The sequence below is a fragment of the Pseudomonas sp. 1L-B-1-E-C1 genome, assembly GCF_057291835.1.
Map to the genome: position 1 here is coordinate 222,192 of NZ_JBXAWN010000010.1, position 21,733 is coordinate 243,924.

General features: G+C 62.1%; 19 protein-coding genes. 5 read left to right on the forward strand and 14 right to left on the reverse strand.

Annotated features, from left to right (window positions below; translation table 11 throughout):
* Position 1: 1 nt before the first annotated feature.
* Genes AC0Z4S_RS18890 through AC0Z4S_RS18905 form a run of 4 tightly spaced genes read right to left on the reverse strand, consistent with a single transcriptional unit; the run spans position 2 to position 7,747 of the window.
* The gene (locus tag AC0Z4S_RS18890; protein ID WP_485624147.1) at positions 2-4,576 is read right to left on the reverse strand and encodes an alpha-2-macroglobulin family protein; all 4,575 of its coding nucleotides are present in this window, start codon (positions 4,574-4,576) and stop codon (positions 2-4) included.
* Positions 4,573-5,223 carry a DUF1175 domain-containing protein gene (locus AC0Z4S_RS18895; protein WP_485624214.1) on the reverse strand — a complete coding sequence of 217 codons (651 nt, stop codon included), beginning with the start codon at positions 5,221-5,223 and terminating at the stop codon, positions 4,573-4,575. Before AC0Z4S_RS18895 ends, AC0Z4S_RS18890 begins: the two co-directional genes overlap by 4 nt.
* Positions 5,208-6,920, reverse strand: a complete 1,713-nt coding sequence (locus tag AC0Z4S_RS18900) for a DUF2138 domain-containing protein (protein WP_485624148.1) — start codon at positions 6,918-6,920, stop codon at positions 5,208-5,210. The genes AC0Z4S_RS18895 and AC0Z4S_RS18900 overlap by 16 nt, the downstream gene beginning before the upstream one ends.
* Positions 6,921-6,955: 35 nt before the next feature.
* Positions 6,956-7,747, reverse strand: a complete 792-nt coding sequence (locus AC0Z4S_RS18905; RefSeq protein WP_485624149.1) for a YfaP family protein — start codon at positions 7,745-7,747, stop codon at positions 6,956-6,958.
* 276 nt (positions 7,748-8,023) lie between these two features.
* Between AC0Z4S_RS18905 and AC0Z4S_RS18910 the strand changes: the two genes are divergently transcribed.
* From AC0Z4S_RS18910 to AC0Z4S_RS18930, 5 genes are all read left to right on the forward strand, one after another.
* Complete coding sequence (locus tag AC0Z4S_RS18910) at positions 8,024-9,157, forward strand: Fic family protein (protein WP_485624150.1); 1,134 nt, start codon at positions 8,024-8,026, stop codon at positions 9,155-9,157.
* 105 nt (positions 9,158-9,262) lie between these two features.
* On the forward strand, positions 9,263-9,505 hold the full coding sequence (locus AC0Z4S_RS18915) for an exodeoxyribonuclease VII small subunit (protein WP_016772991.1): 243 nt from the start codon (positions 9,263-9,265) through the stop codon (positions 9,503-9,505).
* Positions 9,502-10,389 (forward strand): (2E,6E)-farnesyl diphosphate synthase, encoded by an 888-nt coding sequence (gene ispA / locus AC0Z4S_RS18920; RefSeq protein ID WP_485624152.1) that lies wholly within the window; start codon positions 9,502-9,504, stop codon positions 10,387-10,389. The genes AC0Z4S_RS18915 and ispA overlap by 4 nt, the downstream gene beginning before the upstream one ends.
* Before the next feature lie 91 nt (positions 10,390-10,480).
* Entirely contained in the window at positions 10,481-12,379 is a 1,899-nt protein-coding gene (gene dxs, locus AC0Z4S_RS18925) for a 1-deoxy-D-xylulose-5-phosphate synthase (protein WP_485624153.1), read from the forward strand.
* 140 nt (positions 12,380-12,519) lie between these two features.
* A complete protein-coding gene (locus AC0Z4S_RS18930; protein ID WP_485624154.1) occupies positions 12,520-14,406 on the forward strand; it encodes a TonB-dependent receptor domain-containing protein in 1,887 nt (628 codons plus the stop codon).
* A 105-nt stretch (positions 14,407-14,511) separates the two neighbouring features.
* On the opposite strand, the gene AC0Z4S_RS18935 is transcribed toward AC0Z4S_RS18930, so the two are convergent.
* From AC0Z4S_RS18935 to AC0Z4S_RS18980, 10 genes are all read right to left on the reverse strand, one after another.
* The gene (locus AC0Z4S_RS18935; RefSeq protein WP_485624155.1) at positions 14,512-15,312 is read right to left on the reverse strand and encodes a cobalamin-binding protein; all 801 of its coding nucleotides are present in this window, start codon (positions 15,310-15,312) and stop codon (positions 14,512-14,514) included.
* Positions 15,312-15,731 (reverse strand): MFS transporter, encoded by a 420-nt coding sequence (locus AC0Z4S_RS18940; protein ID WP_485624156.1) that lies wholly within the window; start codon positions 15,729-15,731, stop codon positions 15,312-15,314. The genes AC0Z4S_RS18935 and AC0Z4S_RS18940 overlap by 1 nt, the downstream gene beginning before the upstream one ends.
* Entirely contained in the window at positions 15,728-16,345 is a 618-nt protein-coding gene (gene ribA / locus AC0Z4S_RS18945; RefSeq protein ID WP_041477692.1) for a GTP cyclohydrolase II, read from the reverse strand. Before ribA ends, AC0Z4S_RS18940 begins: the two co-directional genes overlap by 4 nt.
* Before the next feature lie 252 nt (positions 16,346-16,597).
* A complete protein-coding gene (locus AC0Z4S_RS18950) occupies positions 16,598-17,335 on the reverse strand; it encodes a substrate-binding periplasmic protein (protein ID WP_485624157.1) in 738 nt (245 codons plus the stop codon).
* 25 nt (positions 17,336-17,360) lie between these two features.
* The gene (locus tag AC0Z4S_RS18955) at positions 17,361-17,864 is read right to left on the reverse strand and encodes a phosphatidylglycerophosphatase A family protein (RefSeq protein WP_253496222.1); all 504 of its coding nucleotides are present in this window, start codon (positions 17,862-17,864) and stop codon (positions 17,361-17,363) included.
* A complete protein-coding gene (thiL, locus tag AC0Z4S_RS18960) occupies positions 17,861-18,826 on the reverse strand; it encodes a thiamine-phosphate kinase (protein WP_485624158.1) in 966 nt (321 codons plus the stop codon). Before thiL ends, AC0Z4S_RS18955 begins: the two co-directional genes overlap by 4 nt.
* Before the next feature lie 27 nt (positions 18,827-18,853).
* Positions 18,854-19,354, reverse strand: a complete 501-nt coding sequence (gene nusB / locus AC0Z4S_RS18965) for a transcription antitermination factor NusB (RefSeq protein ID WP_024014489.1) — start codon at positions 19,352-19,354, stop codon at positions 18,854-18,856.
* The gene (ribH, locus tag AC0Z4S_RS18970) at positions 19,351-19,827 is read right to left on the reverse strand and encodes a 6,7-dimethyl-8-ribityllumazine synthase (RefSeq protein ID WP_003228649.1); all 477 of its coding nucleotides are present in this window, start codon (positions 19,825-19,827) and stop codon (positions 19,351-19,353) included. Before ribH ends, nusB begins: the two co-directional genes overlap by 4 nt.
* Before the next feature lie 90 nt (positions 19,828-19,917).
* The gene (gene ribBA / locus AC0Z4S_RS18975; protein WP_186546749.1) at positions 19,918-21,009 is read right to left on the reverse strand and encodes a bifunctional 3,4-dihydroxy-2-butanone-4-phosphate synthase/GTP cyclohydrolase II; all 1,092 of its coding nucleotides are present in this window, start codon (positions 21,007-21,009) and stop codon (positions 19,918-19,920) included.
* 16 nt (positions 21,010-21,025) lie between these two features.
* Positions 21,026-21,691 carry a riboflavin synthase gene (locus AC0Z4S_RS18980; protein ID WP_485624159.1) on the reverse strand — a complete coding sequence of 222 codons (666 nt, stop codon included), beginning with the start codon at positions 21,689-21,691 and terminating at the stop codon, positions 21,026-21,028.
* Positions 21,692-21,733: the final 42 nt, after the last annotated feature.

Here is a 21,733-nt window from a genome sequence, read left to right on the forward strand (position 1 = left end):
GTCAGTTGACCGTGACCTGACCGAGGGCGGCTTTCGCTTCCTGGGCCTGATACTGCGGCGCATAGACTTGCTTGAAGCGTACCGGCGGCAGGTTGAACTGGCCTTTCTGCGAGAAGCGCACCAGATGGCGCAGGCGCAATTCGCCACTCAGCGCATCGACCGGCACCGCATAAGCCAACTGACCCGGTTCGAAACGTGCCTTCTCCAGCGCGGTCGGCTCGGTGCCGTCCTTGCCCTGCAACTTGATGCCCCACGTCGTACGCTCGACATCCGCGCCCGGTGGCAGCGGCACTTCAAGCATGCCGTAGCGCAGCGGTTTCGGTGCCTTGCTGGTGAGGATCACCTCGTCCAGGTACAGGCTGTCGCTGGACAACGGTTTAGTACCGACCGGCTCGAGTTTGAAGGTGAACGCTTCGTCGCCCGGCACCAGCCTCGACAGGCGCCGGGTGATGGTCACGGCCATCGGATCGATGTGCGGCTGCTGAGTCTGAAAGCTCAGCGCGGCACGCAACGGCCGCTCTTGCGTGCCGGACACGCTCAGCACGCTCGGCAGTGGCGTCGCGCCTTGCCATGTCCAGTACATCTCGCCGCTGGCGCCGTAGTCTTTCTTCCAGCCTTCACCGGGCATCAGCGCGATGGTCGGTGACGCCTGGGCGATGCTGCGTTGCAGCCAGGTCAGTGCAAGCGCACGTTCCAGCGTCGATTGCTGCGGCAGCAGACGTTGCAGCAACGCCGTCGCACGGGCCTGATCGAAAGGTTGCAGCGACAGGTTCAACGCTTCGACAAATGGCTGCGAACTGACCGCCAGACGCTGTTGCGCTGCGCCCAGTTGACGATTGAACGCCTCCGGCAACGCAACTTTCGCCTGCGTGGCCAACGATGCAGTGAGTACCCGCGCCGCTGCCAGACCCAGCGCCGAATCCGGATCGCTCATCACCAGACTGTCCTGGCCGTCGTCGAGCAAGGTTTCGGCACCGCCTTCATCTGCCCTGGCCAGATCCTCGATCAGACCGCTGAGCAGCGTGTTCACTGGCAACTGCATCTGTTTGGCGAACGACAGAATCAGCGCCCGTTGCAGCAACGGCGTGTTCGGTGCCTGCTTGGCGTAAACCTCAAGTATGCGCTGCCAGTGCTCCGGCGGCAGGGTCAGATCGAGTACGCGGCTGGCATTCCAGTCGGCGTAATAGGCATAGGCGGTAAGGAATGCATCCGGCTCGCCGTCATAGCCCCACCAGGTGAAGCTCGCAGAAGGACCGGCCATCTGCACCAGACGCAGACGGCTGTTCTGCATGATCAGACGCAAGCGATCGCGAGTCTGCGGGTTCGAGGCCAGCGATGGATAAGCGATGCTCAGCGGCAGCAAGCGACTGGCCGTCTGCTCGACGCCGCCGTACGGGTAGCTGAGCAGGTCGTCGAGGGCTGAGCGGAACAGTGCTTGCGGGCTGTCATCCAGACGCAGGCGAATGTCCGTGGCATCGGTGGGTAAACTCAACGGAGTGTCACCGCTGACCACATCGAGGCTTTGCGTCTGGGTGACCTGCCAGCCTTCACCGGTTGCACTCAGTCGAACCGCCAGCGCATCGGCGACTTTGCCGTCCTGTACCAGCTCCGCCGTCCACTCGCCAGAGGCCAGGGCAAACGCCGGCAGCGGCAAATAATTGATGCCGCTGTTCAGGGTCACCGGCATGCGCTGTTCGGCGCCGGCATAGTGCGTGACCAATTCGGTCTTGACCGGTTTCTCCGCCTGACTGAACGCAAACACGCCCAGTTGCGGCTGATCGCCCTTGCGGAATTTGCTCGGCCCGCTCCACTTCAGGTACAGCGGTTTTTCCGAACGGACAAACTGCTTCCTCTGCCCGACCTGACCGTCATCAGCGATGGCGCGGGCGGTGATGCGCCAGCGGGTCAGGGAGTCCGGCATCTTGAAGGTGAAACGGGTTTTGCCGTCGGCGCCGGTCAACAGCTCCGGTTGCCACGCTGCAGTATCAACGTCTTCACGGCGTGGACGCTCCAGCACTTTCACGCCGCGTTCGCTGCGGTTGGCCTTGCCCGGTGCGCCGGGGCTGCCCGGCAACGCCACGTCATAGCTGATGAATGACAGGCTGGCACTGGTGCGCACGTTGTTGCGCCGTGGGTGATAGAAGAACTGGTCGATGCTCGGCGCGACTTCCGGTTGCAGCGCGTAGACCATTTCGTCGACCACGCTGACCGTCAAGTGTGCCGGGACGGCTTTGCCGGCGAACTGCGTGGTCAGGTCGACCGTGACCGTATCGCCCGGCAGGTACACCGCTTTGTCGGTGCTGATCGCAACGTCGATTTGCGGCGCGACCACTTTGATCCCGGCGTTCTGGAAGCTGTACTGACCGCCCTTGGTGTAGAGCACGGAGAAGGTCAGGTTCGGCGCAAAATTTTCCTTAACCGCAATGCGCGCGCGGTATTGGGTGTCGCTGAGTTTTTCCAGTTTCAGCCAGTCACCGCCCTTGGCCAGCAGCGCGGTGGCTTCGACCTTGTCGCGCTCCAGCGACAGCAGTGCATCACTGACCGGCTCAGGAAAAGTGATCAGCGCCAGCGCTTCTTCGCCCGCCTTGTACTCAGGCTTGTCGAGGACGATTTCCACCGTGCCCGGCACCGCTTTGACACCGTCGCCAGTGACCGAATGGCCGGTGGCACCGAGGACGCGACCGTGTTGATCCTTGAGCGTCAGGTTGTAAGTGCCCGGACGCTCGAAAGCGAGGCTGAAACCTTTGTCGGTTGCAGCGAGTTTGCCTTCGCCGATGCTCTGGTCTTCCAGGCGCACCCAGGCGTAGCTGCTCGGCGTGACTGCTTTGCTCTGCTCAGTGCCGCCTTCGTTGGCGTAGGTAAACGCGACCTTGTCACCGACCGCGCTGAAACGCTGCGGCGCGCTCAAGCGAAAAGTTGCCGCGCCGCGGTCGATGAGGATTTCCTTGGTGGTCTTGACCCGATACGCCGCACCATCGCTGGCAAACACCGTGAGCATATAGCGGCTGGGCTTGTCGGCGGCTGGCAGGTCGAGAGTTGCGTTGCCCTTGCTGTCAGTGGTCAGTTCGGTGCTGGTCAATTCCACCGGGAATTGACCGAGGTATTGCAGCTCGTTGTCGACCATCGACAGTTGCTGGGCGCGCAGGCTCAGGCTCAATTTGGCGTTCGCCACCGGTTTACCGTCCGGGTAGAGCAGCACCAGACTGCCTTTGACCGGCTCACCGGTGCGGTAGTCCTGCTTGGCCAGATTCAGCGAGATTTCGAAGTGCGGTTTGATGTATTCAGCCACACGGAAGGCGCTGCTGTAGGCCTGATCCTTGTAGTTGAAACGGATCTCGTAGCCGCCGGCGACGGCGTTGTCCGGCAACTGGAAGCGGCCCTGGGTTCCGGCCTTGGAATCCAGTTTCAGGTCGAGGGTCTGCAGTTCGGTACCCGTGGCATCGAGCACGCTGACGCTGACATCCGCCGCGCCCGGCAGCACCGAGTCCCGTGCATTCTTGAACTCGCGGCCGACGATCTTCAGCGACACCCAGTCCCCCGGACGATAAAGCGGCCGGTCGGTAAAGGCATAAAGTTTGGTGTCGTAGATTTCGCTGTCGTAGTAGAAGTTTTCCGAGACGAATACGCCGCCCTCTTCGTCCTCGCCGATAACGAACGAACGCTCCGGGCTGACGTGTTTCAGACGCAGCAAACCGTCAGCATCGGTGGCGCCGCTGCTCATCACGCCGAGGCCGTCGGTCCACAACACATTGACCTTCGCCACCGAGCTGCCTTCATGCTTGCGCGCGGCCCAGACCAGCAGTTCATCGCCGGCAATCTTGCTCACCGCGACGGTGTTGGAGACGAACACCATGGTGGTCGCACGGTACTTGCCGATCAACGCTTCGACCAGATACAGCCCGGGCTTCAGATTACCCAGCGGAATGTAGACGTTGCCCGGTGCGACGCTGACGAAGTCGCTGGACGAGCCGGCCAGATTGACCCCGGCCGGCGGCTGAATTGGCTTGGCCTGCCACAGCGGATAACGGAACTGGCTGACCACCGGCAGACCCGGGATCAGCGCAAATTGCGGCTGCGCGTCATACGGCGTCGGCGCAACCATGGCCTCGCCCATCTTCAGCTCCGGCACTTCTTCGGTGACCTGTTTGCGCGACTCGTAAGAGAACGCACGCTGCATCACCCGCCGGGATTTGCGATACCAGTTGTCCCACAGATACGCGAGGGTGTTGGACAGCCCCTCGCCCTTGAACTGGCCGTCACTGACGACGCGGTGCAGGTTCTTCTGACGCTTGAGGAAGTCCAGCGGCTTGTCGATGCGATACACGCGAATGTCGGCGCCGCCGTATGGCTCCATGCGAAAGCGCCGGTAGTCACGACCCGGTGCTTCGAGACGAACCATCGCCTGCTCGTCGCTGGCAAAACTGCTGTCGGCGAGCAGGAAGAAGCTCTCACCTGCGACTTGCGTGTAATTACTCGGCTCGACCGAGTCTTCGGCGTTGACACTGGTCAACTGCAGCAGCAACGCCAACAGCAGAGAAATTCGCGAACAGATACGCAACATGCGGGCACCGGTCATTGGGAGAGAAAGTTCAGTCGATAGACGCCGATGAAGTTGGGGTTGGCTGCGTCGGGTATCCATCGGGTGTCCTTCCATGTCATGAGTTGCTGCAGGCTTGCCGAACGCATGCCGTTGTCAGTGGGGGTGGTGGTGCCGGTGTGATAGGCGATGTAGCGGCCCATCCAGATCATCAGGTGCTGGTCGTCGCCCTGATCGAAAAACATCAGATCACCGGGCCGGGCCTGCGACACATCGCGGCTGACCAGGTGGCTGTTGAACTGAATCAGTTTGATCGCGTTGACGTACGGCCCGACCTTGCCGCCGCCCTGCTGCCACTGTTGCGCGAGCTTGCGCTGCTCGTCGCTCAGCGCCAGCTCCGGCGGTAGATAGCGATTGGACAGACCATTGCTGCGCAGCCATTTGTCATCGTGGACTTTCAGCGCTTCGTTGGCGGCAAAGCGCACCAGGCCGGCGCAGTCTTGCTGATACCAGCGCGGGCTCGGGCCTTTGCTCAATTGCTCTTGAGCAATACGCACAAACCAGGCGCGAAACACCTGGGATTGCGCCGGGTCGAGCGTCGGCGCCTCAACCGCGCGGGCGCCTGCACTCAGCAGCATCGCGAGCAGGCCAAGGCTGCGGATCAGTGCGGTCACAGCGCTTTCCATTCCAGCGGCAGCCATTGCCAGTGGCCGTCAGGCTCGCTGCCTTCGGGCAGGGTCAGGGCATATTTGCCGTAGCCGCCGAGGGTGCGCAGTTTCGGCATCAGGTAGGTTTGCGCAGCGTTGTAGAACACCGGCTCCATGTCCTGCGGCAGGCTGTCGAGGGTTTCGCGCTGCATCAGTTGCGCCATCGCGTCCGGGCCAAAATAGATCGGCATCAGCACGTCTTTTGGCAACACGTCGGCCATCGGCGGGAAGCGCTTGTCGAGGGTGCCGAGGGCTTTGTCGACGAGTTTGTCGTCGAGGGAAAACAGCAGCGTCGAACCATGACGGGCGAGACTGACGTTCATGAACGCCTTGCCGGAAATCGCCTCCGGGTTTTCAGCGGTTTTCGCCGCGTACGGACCGAAACTGGAACTGACCTGACGCTGCCACACATGGCTCTGGCCTTCCTGCTTGTCGATCACCGGGAATACTTTCTCGGCGACGTTGGCTTCGAACGCGCCAACCATCGAACCGAACAGTTTGCCCAAATCACCATCAAGCTTGCTGCTGTCTTCGTCTTTGAGGCTGGCGACCAGCAACGGCGTGTACAGCCGCGAGTCGGCGTACCAGCACAGGCCCGCCGCGCCTGCGACGTGTTCGGTAAGGGTCTGCGCCACCGCTTCGTCGGCGCCGAGTTTGATCAGGATCGGCTTCTGCGGTTCGGCCGCCACCGGCAGGGTCACGCAAGCGCTCGCCCCCAGCGGCATCGCTTGCCAGACCGGTTTGAAATCGAAGTCCGGCTGGTTTTCCAGTTCATCCATGGCCAGATAGCTATGCCAGCCCTTGTCGTCCATGTCGAAACGCAACCCGGCGAAGTTCGGGATAAAGCGCTGATAGCCCATGGCGAGGACGCTGGAGTTGACCGATAGACGCTGCTTGGTTTCCGGGGTTTTCGCCGGCAGGCCGAACGCTTCGGGAAAAAGCTTTTCGCCATTGAGCAACGCCGCCAGCGCCGGCGCCGAAACGTGGCCGGACTCTTCCGAGACGCCGCTTTCCGGCTCGTAATACTTCGCCGGATTGGACAGCACTACCAGTTTGTCGCCACGGGACGCGAACAGCAGCGATTTACTGGCGTTGTAGCTGAGCTGATACAGCGGCACTTCGTCGCTGCCGACTTTGAGAGTGCCGAAGACGCTGAGCTGGGCGTCATCCAGCGCCACTTTGGCCAGCGGCTCGAGCAGCTTGGCCAATCCGCCGCGATCCATCACCAGCAGGAAATCCTTCAAGCGGCCATCGGCGCCACGCCACAGCGCAACATCGGCCGGTTGATCGAAAAGCTGCTCGATCAGGCTGTCCTGCAACTTCAGGTCATGCTCGTAGATGATCCGCCGCAGGCTGCCGATCAGGCCGAGGCGGTCGGCGTGAGTTTCGTAATAGAAGACGAAATCCTCGGTGAGCGTGGCCTTGAGAAACGGCACCGTCAGCAGATCCTTGGGCAACTGGCTCAGCGAGCGAGTTTCGAGCAAGGCGTCTGGACGGCCGAGGCCGAGCTTGTCACTGGCAAGTGTCGCCGGCGGCGCTTTGGGCTTGAGCAGCAGCCAGCCGAAACCGCCCGCCACACCGGCCACCAGGCACAGGCCGAGCACGACCAGCGGCCAGCGCCGCGAAGGTTTGGCCGCCGGTGTCGCGGCAGCTGGAGTCACAGTGTTATCGCTCATGTTCACAACATCCGAGTTCATCCGTGGCGGGATGCTTAATAGTTGAAAGTCTTGACCAGCAACAGATCACCGATCGCCCGCAGGGGCACGATGAAGGTTTCGCGTTTTTCGTCGACGGTGTTTTCGTTGAGCACCAGGGTGATCTGCGAGGTGATCACCTCGTTCTGGTTGCTGGTCTCCTCGAAGTTATAGCCACCATCGCCGTAGTTGCCCCAATAGTTGACGTAGACCAGATAGGTGCCGTGCAGCGGCGCGGTCATGGTGAACATTTCCGGGCCGGGGCCGTCGACGCCATCCGGGTCGAGGCCGCCGCCATTGCTCAGTGCTGGCCGCGCCCAGAACGCATGCTGACCGTCGGGGGTGACAATATGCAGATCCAGCTCGGATTTCGGGTCGTCCCATCCCAAGACAAGACGAATCTTCGCCGGCGTGCGCAGATTATTTGCTTCATAAAATTGCACGCGCTTGAGCGACTGGCCTTCGGCGCTGATCACTTCGACGCTATTGGAACCCGCACCGAATGCGTAAGGCCGGGCGAAACGCCCCTGATCGTCGGTGTACAAATTCAATGGATTGCCGTTGACGGCGAGGCTGTGCGGCGGGCGCATGTGCCCGAGGGCCTTGAGCTGGCCCTGGATCATCGTGCGATTGCGCTGGATGCCGCGATCGATCGGCGGTGTCGGGTAGGCGACCTGCGGATTTTCCGAGCGATCAAGCAAGCCGTGATAACGCCAGCCGCCGACCGGCTCGGACAATTGCGCAGTCGGCGCGGCCCACAGCGCAGGCGCGCAGGCGAGGCCAATCAACAGCAATAGAAATGAACGCATGTGACGCCTCCTGCCATGCCTTGAACGAAACCTTGCACCCGATCCTCGGTACTTCACAGCGGTGAACTGCGTTTCGTCTGAATGACCCACAACTGTCGGGCCGTAGAAGCCGCGAAGATTAGCGATTCGGCAGTTCTTTAACAATCGGATACATGTGTGATTGCTGCAGGAATTGCGCCGCCGGGTAGACGGTGAGCCGAATAGCCGGCATATTCGGCTCACCAAATGAGCCGAATAGCGCTGTTATTCGGCTCACGCATGCAGGAAAGATGATCGATGAGCGCGCACTGGATCTGGCAACAACCCGATTGGCCTGACTTCAACTGGCAAGCCGAGCGCCTCGCACCGCTGCTGCGCGAGTGCGTGCAGACACAGGGCCAACTCCTTGGCATGGCTGGTTCGGTCGGCGAATCGATGAGCGCGCAGAGTGAGCTCGATGCGTTGCTTCAGAACATCGTGACCTCTTCCGCCATCGAAGGTGAGCAACTGAACGTCGGTTCCGTGCGCTCCTCTCTGGCGCGACGGCTGGGCCTGGAATGGATTGATCGCGAGAGCGTCAGCCAGCGTAGCGAAGGGTTAGCGCAGTTGATGCTCGACGCCACCCACGGTTTCGACGAGCCGTTGACCCTGGCACGCTTGCTGGAATGGCACACATGGCTGTTTCCGGCCGAAGAAGCGACTTTCAGTGCCCGATCGATGCTCGTCGGCACACTGCGTGGCAAAGAACCGATGCAGGTGGTATCCGGGCGACTCGACCGGCCAACGGTTCACTTCGAAGCGCCACCGCGCCAAGGGCTGGAACAGCAAATCGAGCGATTCTTGAACTGGTTCGAAGCCAGCCGCGACCAGGTTTCGCTGGATCCGCTGTTGCGCGCAGGCATTGCGCATTTCTGGTTTGTCACTCTGCATCCTTTCGATGACGGCAACGGTCGTCTGACTCGCACCATCACCGATCTGGCACTGGCTCAGGGCGAAGCGCAGGCGATCCGCTTTTACGCCATGTCCGCGAGCATTCTCGAGGATCGAACTGGTTATTACCGGATTCTGGAATCCAGCCAAAAGGCCACGCTCGATATCACGGAATGGCTGACCTGGTTTTTGCAGACGTTGCTGCGCAGCCTGCAGCAAGCCATCGCCCGGATCGACTCGGTATTGGGCAAAACCCGCTTCTGGCAGGCGCATCGTGAATCCGACCTTTCAGCGGAGCAGATCAAGGTGCTCAATCGCTTGCTCGACGGCGGTGAGCGCGGTTTCGAACAGGGCCTGAGTGCCGGGCACTATCAAGCTGTTGCGAAAGTGTCCAAAGCCACCGCGACCCGACATCTTGCCGAGTTACTGGAGAAAGGTTGCCTGCGACGCTTGCCGGGCGGCGGACGCAGTACGCGTTACAAAATCAACTATCCGCAATGACTCGCCGACCATAATGGAGAGAGTTGGCGATGGCCCGCTCATTTGCCCATACCCCCCCTATCTGCTAGTGTCGCGCCGGTTTAACGTCTACCGGAAATTGCCGCCATGGCCCGCAAAAAAGCTGCACTGGATTTCGAACAGTCCCTCGCCGACCTGCAAACACTGGTCGAGCGTCTGGAGAACGGTGAATTGTCGCTGGAAGACTCGCTGACCGCTTTCGAGCAGGGCATCGGCCTGACCCGTGACTGCCAGGCGGCGCTGGCCCAGGCCGAGCAGAAAGTGCAGGTGCTGCTGGAGCGCGATGGCGAGCTCGCCGAGGAACCCTTCGACGCGGATGAGCCAGAATGATCGCAGCGTATTCAGCGAGCAGTCAGGCCCGGGTCAACGCGGCGCTGGAGACTCTGTTCAACGCGCCGTTGCCGGAACTGGCGCGGCTCTACGAAGCGATGCACTACAGCGTGATGAACGGCGGCAAACGCGTGCGTCCGTTGTTGGCTTACGCCGCGTGCGAGGCCCTCGGTGGCCAGGCCGGACAGGCCAGCGGCGCGGCGTGTGCGGTCGAGCTGATCCACGCCTACTCGCTGGTGCATGACGATTTGCCGGCGATGGACGATGACGATCTGCGTCGCGGCCAGCCGACGACCCACAAGAAATTCGACGAAGCCTGCGCGATTCTCGCCGGTGACGGCTTGCAGAGCCTGGCCTTCAGCGCCCTGCTCGACCCGCGCCTGAGCGATTGCAGCAGCGAAATCCGTCTGCAGATGGTCACTGCGCTGGCCCATGCCGCCGGCCCGGCGGGCATGGTCGGTGGTCAGGCCATCGATCTCGGTTCGGTCGGCCTCAAGCTCGATCAAAAAGCCCTCGAACAGATGCACCGGCACAAGACCGGCGCGTTGATTGAAGTCAGCGTCAAGCTCGGCGCTCTGGCCAGCGGCCGCGCCCAACCCGAGCAGCTACAGGCCTTGCAGACTTATGCACAGGCCATCGGCCTGGCATTTCAGGTGCAGGACGACATCCTCGACGTGGAAAGCGATACCGCCACCCTCGGCAAACGTCAGGGCGCCGACATTGCCCGCGACAAACCAACCTACCCGGCGCTGCTCGGCCTCGACGCCGCCAAGGCCTACGCTCTGGAACTGCGCGACCAGGCCCTGCAGGCACTGCGACCGTTTGACGCGGCCGCCGGGCCGTTGCGCGAGCTGGCCCGGTATATCGTCGAGCGGCGCAACTGACGGCGTATCGGCCAAAAAAGACCAACGCGTGGGCAGGGGGCGATGCATCAGGTAAACTGCCGCATCTTTTATACCTATAACGATTCGCCTGATGCCCACGACGTTTCATGAGATTCCCCGCAAGCGCCCGACCACGCCCCTGCTCGACCGCGCGAACACGCCGGACGGCCTGCGCCGGTTAGGCGAAGCCGAGCTGGAAACCCTGGCCGATGAGTTGCGCCTGGAATTGCTCTACACGGTCGGCCAGACCGGTGGGCATTTCGGTGCCGGCCTGGGCGTGATCGAGCTGACCATCGCGCTGCATTACGTCTTCGACACCCCGGACGACCGTCTGCTGTGGGACGTCGGGCATCAGGCGTATCCGCACAAGATCCTCACCGGTCGCCGCGAGCGCATGGCCAGCCTGCGTCAGAAGGACGGCATCGCCGCGTTTCCGCGTCGCTCCGAGAGCGAGTACGACACCTTTGGCGTCGGCCACTCCAGCACCTCGATCAGCGCCGCGCTGGGCATGGCCATTGCCGCCCGCCTGCAGGACAGCGATCGCAAGGCCATTGCCGTGATCGGCGACGGCGCGCTGACCGCCGGCATGGCTTTCGAGGCGCTTAACCATGCGCCGGAAGTCAACGCCAACATGCTGGTGATCCTCAACGACAACGACATGTCGATCTCGCGCAACGTCGGCGGGCTGTCGAATTATCTGGCGAAGATCCTTTCCAGCCGCACCTACGCGAGCATGCGCGAGGGCAGCAAGAAAGTCCTTTCGCGCCTGCCCGGCGCCTGGGAAATCGCCCGTCGCACCGAAGAATACGCCAAAGGCATGCTGGTCCCCGGCACCCTGTTCGAAGAGCTGGGCTGGAACTACATCGGCCCGATCGACGGCCACGACTTGCCGACCCTGATCGCGACCCTGCGCAACATGCGCGATCTCAAAGGCCCGCAGTTCCTGCACATCGTCACCAAGAAAGGCAAAGGCTTCGCCCCGGCGGAAGTCGACCCGATCGGTTACCACGCCATCACCAAACTCGAACCACTGGACGCTCCGGCCGCTGCGCCGAAGCAAGCCAGCGGGCCGAAGTATTCGGCGGTGTTCGGTGAGTGGCTGTGCGACATGGCTGCGGCCGACGCGCGTCTGGTCGGGATCACCCCGGCGATGAAGGAAGGCTCGGATCTGGTGGCGTTCAGCGAGCGTTTCCCCGAGCGTTATTTCGACGTGGCGATTGCCGAGCAACACGCGGTGACGTTCGCCGCCGGCATGGCGTGCGAAGGCGCGAAACCGGTGGTGGCGATCTACTCGACGTTCCTGCAACGCGGTTACGACCAGTTGGTGCACGACGTCGCGGTGCAGAACCTCGACGTGCTGTTCGCCATCGACCGCGCCGGTCTGGTCGGCGAAGACGGCCCGACCCACGCCGGCAGCTTTGACCTGTCGTACCTGCGCTGCATCCCGGGCATGCTCATCATGACCCCGAGCGATGAAAACGAACTGCGCAAGATGCTCACCACCGGCCACCTCTACAACGGCCCGGCAGCAGTGCGTTACCCACGCGGCAGCGGGCCGAATGCAGTCATCGAAAAAGGTCTCGAAGCGATCGAAATCGGCAAGGGCATCGTCCGTCGTCAGGGCAGCAAGGTCGCCATGCTGGTCTTCGGCGTGCAACTGAGCGAAGCGCTGAAAGTCGCCGAGAAGCTCGACGCCACCGTGGTCGACATGCGTTTCGTCAAACCGCTGGATGAAGATCTTGTGCGCGAGATCGCCGCTAGCCACGAATTGATCGTGACCATCGAAGAGAACGCGATCATGGGCGGCGCCGGCGGCGCGGTCAGCGAGTTTCTCGCCCGCGAGAACATTCTCAAGTCGATGCTGCATCTGGGCTTGCCGGATATCTATGTCGAGCACGCAAAACCGGCGCAGATGCTCGCCGAGTGCGGGCTGGATGAGGCCGGGATCGAAGCGGCGATTCGCCAGCGCCTGGATTTGCTCAACAGCTGACGCAATCCCGTGTAGGAGCTGCCGAAGGCTGCGATCTTTTGATCTTGCTCTTCGGCAGCTCCGGAACCTTTAAAAAGCAAAATCAAAAGATCGCAGCCTTCGGCAGCTCCTACATGGTTTTGCAAAGACCATAGATTGCCATGAACCTCTCGCGCCTCGCCCTGCCCTTCCTCCTGCTGCCCAGCGCCAGTGCTGTCGCCGACACATTCGAACGCGACCAAGCGCTGAAGCTGCCGGACACACTGATCAGCGCCAATCGTCAGGTCGAGGCGCGCAACGACAGCAGCGCCGCCAACACCGTATTCACCCGCGAAGACATCGATCGCCTGCAACCGAACGACGTGCCCGATCTGCTGCGGCGCGTGCCCGGCGTGCAAGTGGCGCAGACTGGCGGGCGCGGCAGCCTGCCGGGGATCTACATTCGCGGCACGCAATCGGCGCAGAGCCTGGTGCTGGTCGATGGCCAGCGCATCGGCAACTCGACATCCGGCGACAGCAATCTGCAGCACCTGAACATCGAGCAAATCGAGCGCGTCGAGGTGCTGCGCGGTTCGCGCTCGGTGATTTACGGTAGCGATGCAATAGGCGGGGTGATCCAGATCTTCACCCGACGCGGCACCGAGCAAGGCATGCAGCCACGCCTGCATCTGGGCTTCGGCAGTCAGCAGACATGGGAACGCAGCCTCGGCTTGTCCGGCGGCGACGAGAAGACCCGCTTCAACCTCGGCGCCAGCCTCGACGGAACTGCCGGGATCGACCGTACCCACGATTCGTATCCAAGCGACAGCGACCATGACGCCTACCGCAACAAATCCCTGAGCCTGAGCCTCAGCCACGCGCTGAGCGAAGACATCGAAGTCGGCGCCAATCTCTTGGATAACCGGGGCAGGAGCGAATTCGACAACCCGTTCGGCCGCTTCGATATGAACACCTTCGAGTCGGTGCAACAGCAGCCCTACAGCGACTTCAATGTCAGCAGCGTCAGCAGTTATGTCGATGCGCGGGTTAACGAAACCTGGAAAACCCGCGTTGAATTCGGCCACAGCGAAAACCGCGAGAGGACTTTCGACAAGCTCAGTGACGAGCGCACGGTATTCAACACCTATCGCGACTCGGTGAACTGGCAGAACGACCTGACGCTCGACACACGCAACAGCCTGATCCTCGGCGGCGACTGGTACGAAGACCGGGTCAACAGCAGCACTGCGTTCGATGAAGACAGCCGCTGGAACCGCGCCGCGTTCATCCAGCATCGTTATCAGGCGGACAGTTTCTCCACCGAGATCGGCCTGCGCCACGACGACAACCAGCAGTTCGGCCGCCAGAACACCTGGAGCGGCACCTTCACTCTGCCGCTGAATCCGGACAACGACGTGCTGCTGAGCTACAGCGAAGGTTTCCGCGCGCCGACTTTCAACGACCTGTACTACCCGGATTTCAGCAATCCCGACCTGAAGCCGGAAACCTCGAAAAGCTACGAACTGCAATGGCGCAGCCAATTGAGCGACAGCGCGCGTCTGGAAGCCTCGATTTACCGCACCGACCTGGAAGACGCGATCATCTTCGGCAGCAACTCACGCCCGCAGAACGTTGCGTCGGCGCGGATCAATGGCTTTGAAGCGGCGCTGAAACAGGATCTGTTTGGCTGGCAGAGCAGTCTTGGCCTGGCGATCATTGATCCGCGTGATCGCGATACCGGGCACACACTGGCGCGACGGGCGCGGCGCACGGCCAGTTGGGATGTGGATCGGCAGTTCGATCGTTTAGGGCTCGGCGCCAGTTGGCAATTGGTCAGCGGCAGTTACGACGACTTGAACAACACCCAGGCGCTGGGCGGCTACGGCACACTCGGATTGCGCAGCAGTTGGGCGCTGAACCGTGAGATCAAGCTGGATCTGAAGGTTGATAACCTGCTGGACAAGGGCTACAGCCGGGCGAACTACAGCTATGACGGTGGGCAATATGGCTATCGCGAGGAAGGTCGAGCGTGGATGTTCGGGGTGACCTGGACCCCGGAAATTCGCTGAGATCCAATGTAGGAGCTGCCGAAGGCTGCGATCTTTTGATCTTGATCTTCGGCGGCTCCGACACCGCCAAAAACAAAGTCAAAAGATCGCAGCCTTCGGCAGCTCCTACATGTCCGGCGCGATCAATTGGCAGAGCTTGGTGGTCGCACTGATCATCTGACCACTGGGTCTTTCCAGACCTTTATCACTGACCAGCAACAACCGCCCCTGCCTGACCGCCGCCACCTGCGGCCAGGCCTTCCACGCCCCTAGCTGGGCCTGATCACCGGCGACAATCACCTCGGGATCACGCTGCAACACCGCTTCGATGCTCACCTGCGGCGCCGGCAGATTCAGATCGGCGAACACATTGCGCGCGCCGCACACTTCAAGCGCATCGCTGATGATCTGCCCGCCACCGACGGTGTACAGCGGCTTGTCCCAGACCTGATAGAACACCCGTAACGGTTCGTCACGGCGATAACGCTGGCGCAGATCATTCAGCTGCTTGCGCAATTCGGCCGCCCGTTTCATCCCACGTTCAGGACGCCCGAGCTGTCCGGCAATGGCCTCAATCTGTATTGCCAGTTGCGCCAGTGTGTGCGGTTCGGCGACGAAGGTGGGGATGTTCAGACGTTTGAGCTGATCACGTTGTCCCGCGCCGACACTGCCGGGCCAGAGCAGCAACAAGTCCGGCTGGAGACTGAGCAGGCGCTCCATGTCGAGCTGGCCATAGCGGCCCACGGACGGAAGATCGGCAATCGCCGCCGGCCGCTCGCCCGCATCCAGCACGCCGACCAGCAGGTCGGCGGAATCCAGTTCAACGACGATTTCAGACAGCGACGGCGCGAGGCTGACCACCCGCAATGCGGCCAGCGCCGGGCTGCTCAGGGTGAGCAGCAGAACCGCCAGCCACAGGCGATGCATCAACCGAGTTGACGCGGAATACGGTAGAGGTAGAACAGCACCGCGGTGGACAGCGCCAGCAGCATTAACGGCACGGCTTCGAGGCCGACGAACACCGCCAGCGCGCCAGTCCACGCCGGCAAAGACGCCACCAGCAATGCCGCACGCCGACGCGCCGCAAGCGCAATCCAGGCGGCGGGTTCTTCGGCGGTATCGAGGGCTTTTTGCGTGGCGATCAGCGCGTGTTTGTAGCGAGCAAAGTACTTCAGGCTGACAAACATCGAGGCCACGCCAGCGATGAACAAAGGCATCGCCAGCACCGGCAACAAGCCTTGGCCTTCGCCAAACAGCGCATTGAGCACGAACAGCGGCAACAGGGCCAACGCCAGGTATTGCCACCAGGCCACCGACAACCGCCGCCGCACCTGGCCGCGGGTCACGCGCGGTCGGCCTCGCCCTGATGCTCGTTGCCCATCATGTGGTCGAGCTTGCTGGCCTTGGTCGCCAGGTAGAGTTTGTTGTGCGGATTGTGGCCGGTGTGCAGCGGCACGCGTTCGGCGACGACGATGCCCATGTCGGTCAGCGCTTTGACCTTGCGCGGGTTGTTGGTCATCAAACGCAGGGATTTCACGCCCAAATGCTCGAGCATCGGCAGGCACATGGCGTAGTCGCGCTGATCGGCGGCAAAGCCCAGACGCTCGTTGGCTTCCACGGTGTCGGCGCCGCCGTCCTGCAACTCGTAGGCGCGAATCTTGTTCAGCAGCCCGATGCCGCGGCCTTCCTGACGCAGATACAGCAGCACGCCACGGCCTTCGCGGGCGATCGCCTGCAACGCGGCTTCCAGTTGCGAGCCGCAGTCGCAGCGCTGGCTGAACAAGGCATCGCCGGTCAGGCATTCGGAGTGCAGGCGGCCAAGTACCGGGGCGCCATCGGCAATTTCACCGAGGCTCAGCACGACGTGCTCACGCCCGGTGCTCTCATCAAGAAAGCCGTGCATGGTGAATTGCGCAAAAGGCGTTGGCAGCTTGGAAGCGGCGACGAAGACGACAGGCACCGATGTGCTCCTGATCTAGAACTGAAAATTCGCAGGCCGGCATTGTAACAGCAGGTTCCTGTAGACGCTTAGGCTGAATTATCGGGCATAACGATCAAAATGTTTGATGACAATGCCGCTGACCCCCTGCCCTCTGTAGGAGCTGTCGAGTGCAACGAGGCTGCGATCTTTTGATCTGGTGCTTGTAGATCAAGATCAAAAGATCGCAGCCTCGTTGCACTCGTCAGCTCCTACAGGGATTTGCGTTGGGCTTCAGTTCGGGTTGAACGGATACGGCTGCTGCCACTTCTCGAAGATCGGTTTCAGCTCTCCGCTCTTGACCAGTTCCGCCATGCGCCGGTCATACAGCGCCATCAACGTCCGGGCCTGCGCGGTATCGGCGAAACCGAGAAACAGCGGCAATTCAGCCAGATGCGAATAACGGTACTGCGTCGGATCCGCGGCATCGCGCACAACCGCCTGAACCTCGGTCAGTGCGTCGATGTAGTAATCGGCCCGCCCCTGCTTGAGCATCAGCAGAATGCCGGTGCGCCGTTCAATTTGGTTGAAGCGCTTGATGTTCGGCAGATAATTTTCGTAGCGATAGCCGCGCACCCAGGCCAGGCGGTATTTGCCCAAAGTCGCCTGGGTCGGCAGCGGGCTGCTCGCCAGGCCCAGCGCGTAGACGTGATCGGAATCGAATTTCCACTGCGGGTACAGCACCTGCGTGGCTTCGTCGCGGTAGGAGCCGACCAGCGCGTCGACTTCCTTCAACTGCACCAGCCCGATCGAACGGGTGTACGGCACGGTGCGAATGTCCAGCATCACCCCGGCCGGTTCGAACACTTTGCGCAGAACGTCCCAGGCCAGACCATGACCATCAGCGGCGGTGTAGTCTTCCCATTCTTCGCTGGCCAGATGGATAACCGCAGGCACAGGCGCGGCGGCGTGCGCATGGGCGAACGTGCCCAGCAGAGCCAGAACCAGCAGCGCCAACCCGCGTCGCAGCATTGCTTGTTTCCTCACGTGAGTCGAATCAGGCAAATATCCATACCAGCCCTTGCATCGCCGCCCACGCAAACACGCCGGCCAGCACATCGTCGAGCATGATGCCGACGCCGCCGTGCACATGTTTATCGATCCAGCGGATCGGCCACGGTTTGAGAACATCGAAGAAGCGGAACACCAGAAAACCGGCGAGCAACCAGTACCAGCCTTCCGGCACCAGCCACAAGGTTATCCACATGCCGACCATTTCGTCCCAGACGATGCCTTCGTGGTCGTGCACGCGCAAATCGTCGGCCACTTTGCCGCACAGCCAGAAGCCGAACAGCATGGTGATGCCGAGCATCAGCCAGTAACCCCAGTCGGGCAGCATCTGCCATAACGGAATAAACGGCAGCGCCACCAGCGAGCCCCACGTGCCAGGCGCCTTGGGCAAGGTGCCGGAACCGAAGCCGAATGCGAGGAAATGCCACGGATTGCGCCAGACCGAAGGAGGCACGAATTCGGCAGGGACCTGTTTCGGGTGATCTGTCACGGTGTCTCCTGAAAATGTTGGTAGCCGCGAATTTGCGGGGTGATGTCGCGCCCATCGCGATCCAGCAGAACCACGCCGTCGCCCGACGCCACACGCCCGATCACATGGATCGGCCAGCCGTCGCCCTGCAGTGCCGGCAACTCGGCGGACGGCAAGGTGAAGGCCAGCACGTAGTCATCGCCTCCGCTCAATGCCGCGCGCTCGGCACCGCGCTGCCCGAGAAACGCGACTAAAGCATCCGACAACGGTACGCGCTCGCGTTCAATCTCAAGTCGTACCTTCGATGCCAGCGCGATATGCCCGCAATCGGCGAGCAGGCCGTCGGAGATGTCCAGCGCCGCCGTGGCCTTGCCGCGCAGGGCCTGACCGAGCGCCAGTTGTGGTTGCGGCGCCCAGTAATGATCGAGCAGCGGCTGGCCGACCTCGGGCGCGGCATCACGCTGGCCCAGCACCAGCGGCAAGGCGCCGGCAGCGTTGCCCAGTTCGCCGCCGACGCAGAGCAGATCGCCGGCCTGCGCGCCGCTGCGGGTCAGGGCCTGACCAGCCGGTACGCGGCCGAACACGGTGACGGTCAGGCTCAACGGCCCGCGCGTGGTGTCGCCGCCGACCAGGGCTACGCCGCAGCCTTGCGCCATGCGGTTCAAACCCCGGGCATAGGCTTGCAGCCAATCGGCGGTTACCGTCGGTAAAGTCAGGGCAAGGGTAAAGGCAACGGGCGCGGCGCCCATGGCGGCCAGATCGCTGACCGCGACGGCCAGCGAGCGCTGACCGAGCAGAAACGGATCGCAGGGGTCGGCGAAATGCACACCGGCCACCAGCGTATCGGTGGAAACCGCCAGCTGTTCCCCGGCGGGAACCGCCAGCAAGGCGCAGTCGTCGCCGATCCCCAAAGCAACGCCTTCGCCGCCCTGCGCACAAGGCGCGGCGGCGAAGAAATTGCGGATCAGCTCAAACTCGCCCATGGCCGAGAAAAAGTATTCAAGCGCCGATCAGCGCTTGAACGCCTTCACTTCAGCTTCACGCAGGCGCGGGGCCAGCTTGTCGAGCACGCCGTTGACGAACTTGTGGCCGTCGGTCGAACCGAACACCTTGGCCAGCTCGATACCTTCGTTGATCACAACGCGGTACGGCACGTCGACGCGCTTGAGCAGCTCCCAGGTCGACAGGCGCAGAACCGCCAGTTCAACCGGATCCAGCTCTTCGATCGCCAGATCCAGGCAAGGCGTCAGGGCGGTGTCGATTTCGGTCTTGAACTGCGGAACCCCGTGAAGGATTTCGCGGAAGTAGGCACCGTCGACATCGGTGAAATCGTTATCAACGCGAAACTGCGCTTCGATCTCGTTCAGCGATTGCCGGGCCATGTGCCACTGGTACAGCGCCTGGGTCGCAAGCTGACGGGCTTCGCGACGCTTGGCGCTTTTCGACGGCTTGCCGGCATCCGCAGGTTTCGGATCGCGCGGGTTGAAACGATCGCTTTCGTCGCTAATCACTTGGCCTCCAACTGCGCCAGCAGGCTGACCATTTCCAGAGCGGACAGGGCAGCCTCGGCACCTTTGTTACCGGCCTTGGTGCCGGAACGTTCGATGGCTTGCTCGATGGAATCAACGGTCAGCACGCCAAATGCGACCGGTACGCCGAATTCCATGGAGACCTGGGCCAGGCCTTTGGTGCACTCGCCAGCCACGTATTCGAAGTGCGGAGTACCGCCACGAATGACCGCGCCGAGGGCGATGATGGCTGCGAACTCGCCTTTCTGGGCGACTTTCTGCGCAACCAGCGGGATTTCGAAGGCGCCCGGGGCGCGGATGATGGTGATGTCGCTTTCGCTCACGCCGTGGCGAACCAGGGCATCAACGGCACCGCTGACCAGGCTTTCAACCACGAAGCTGTTGAAGCGGCCCACTACCAGAGCGTAGCGGCCTTTAGGGGCGATGAAGGTACCTTCGATGGTCTTCAGGGTCATTCGTCAGTTCTCTTAAAGAGCCGGGACGCGTCTGCTACGCGTCCCTCAGTGATTATTTGCCGCGAATCGGAGTCCGGAAACAGCCGGTCATTATTCGGAGGGCACGTATTCTACAACTTCCAGATCGAAACCGGATATCGCATTGAACTTCATCGGTGCCGACATCAAGCGCATTTTGCGCACGCCGAGGTCTCGCAGGATCTGCGAACCGGCACCGACGATGCTGTAGGTGGTCGGTTTTTTCGTCGGCGCCTGATCAGCGGTTTCACGGATATGCGCCAGCAGCACGTCGCCATCGAGCGGGTGACCGAGCAGCAGCACCACACCGCTGCCCGCCTCGGCGACCGCAGCCATGGCGGCGCGCAGGCTCCAGCGCCCCGGTTGCTTGACCATCAGCAGGTCGCGCAGCGGGTCCATGTTGTGCACGCGAACCAGGGTCGGCTCTTCCGCGCAGACAGTGCCCAGCGTCAGGGCCATGTGCACGTCGCCTTCCACCGAATCACGATAGGTCACCAGGTTGAATTGGCCCAGTTCGCTGTCCAGCGGCTGCTCGGCAATCCGCTGAACGGTACGTTCGTGGATCATCCGGTAGTGAATCAGGTCGGCGATGGTGCCGATCTTGATGTTGTGTTCAGCGGCGAACGCTTCCAGTTCAGCACGACGGGACATGGTGCCGTCGTCGTTCATCACCTCGCAGATCACCCCGCTCGGCTCGAAACCGGCCATGCGCGCCAGGTCGCAAGCGGCTTCGGTGTGGCCGGCGCGAGCGAGGGTACCGCCAGCCTGGGCCATCAGCGGAAAAATGTGGCCCGGGCTGACGATGTCTTCAGCCTTGGCGTCTTTGGCGGCAGCCGCTTGCACGGTGCGCGCGCGATCCGCAGCGGAAATACCGGTGGTCACGCCCTCGGCGGCTTCGATCGATACGGTGAACTTGGTGCCGAAACCGGAACCGTTGCGCGGCGCCATCAGCGGCAGCTTCAACAGTTCGCAGCGCTCGCGGCTCATCGGCATGCAGATCAGGCCACGGGCGTGCTTGGCCATGAAGTTGATGTGTTCGGCCTGGCAGCATTCGGCGGCCATGATCAGGTCGCCTTCGTTCTCGCGGTCTTCGTCATCCATAAGGATGACCATCTTGCCTTGGCGGATGTCTTCAACCAGTTCTTCGATGCTATTGAGCGCCACAGGGCACCCCCTTCAGTCAGGATTTGAGATAGCCGTTTTGGGCCAGAAAGCTTTCGGTGATGGTGCTGCCGGCGGTCTTTTCTGCAGCCTTGTCACCCAGCAGCAGACGCTCCAGATAACGCGCCAGCAAGTCGACTTCCAGATTCACCCGGCGGCCCGGCTTGTACGACGCCATGATGGTTTCGCTGAGGGTGTGCGGAATGATCGTCAGCAGGAATTCGGCGCCATCGACTTCGTTCACGGTCAGGCTGGTGCCGTCGACGGTGATCGAGCCTTTGTGGGCGATGTACTTGGCCAGTTCCTTCGGCGCGCGGATGCGAAATTCCACGGCGCGGGCATTGTCGCTGCGCGAGACCACTTCGCCGACGCCATCGACGTGACCGCTCACCAGATGCCCGCCGAGACGGGTGGTCGGGGTCAGGGCTTTTTCCAGATTGACCGGGCTGCCGCTTTTCAGGTCATTCATGGCGGTGCAATCGAGGGTTTCGCGGCTGACGTCGGCGGCAAAGCCGTCACCCGGCAACTCCACGGCGGTCAGGCAGACGCCGTTGACCGCGATGCTGTCGCCGAGTTTGACGTCGCTCAGGTCGAGCTTGCCGGTTGCGACGTGCACCCGCACATCACCGCCCTTTGGGGTCAGTGCGCGGATACTGCCGATGGATTCGATGATGCCGGTGAACATGGGGTTCTCCTTGAGAACGAGGCCAGCGCTAACGCGATGGCC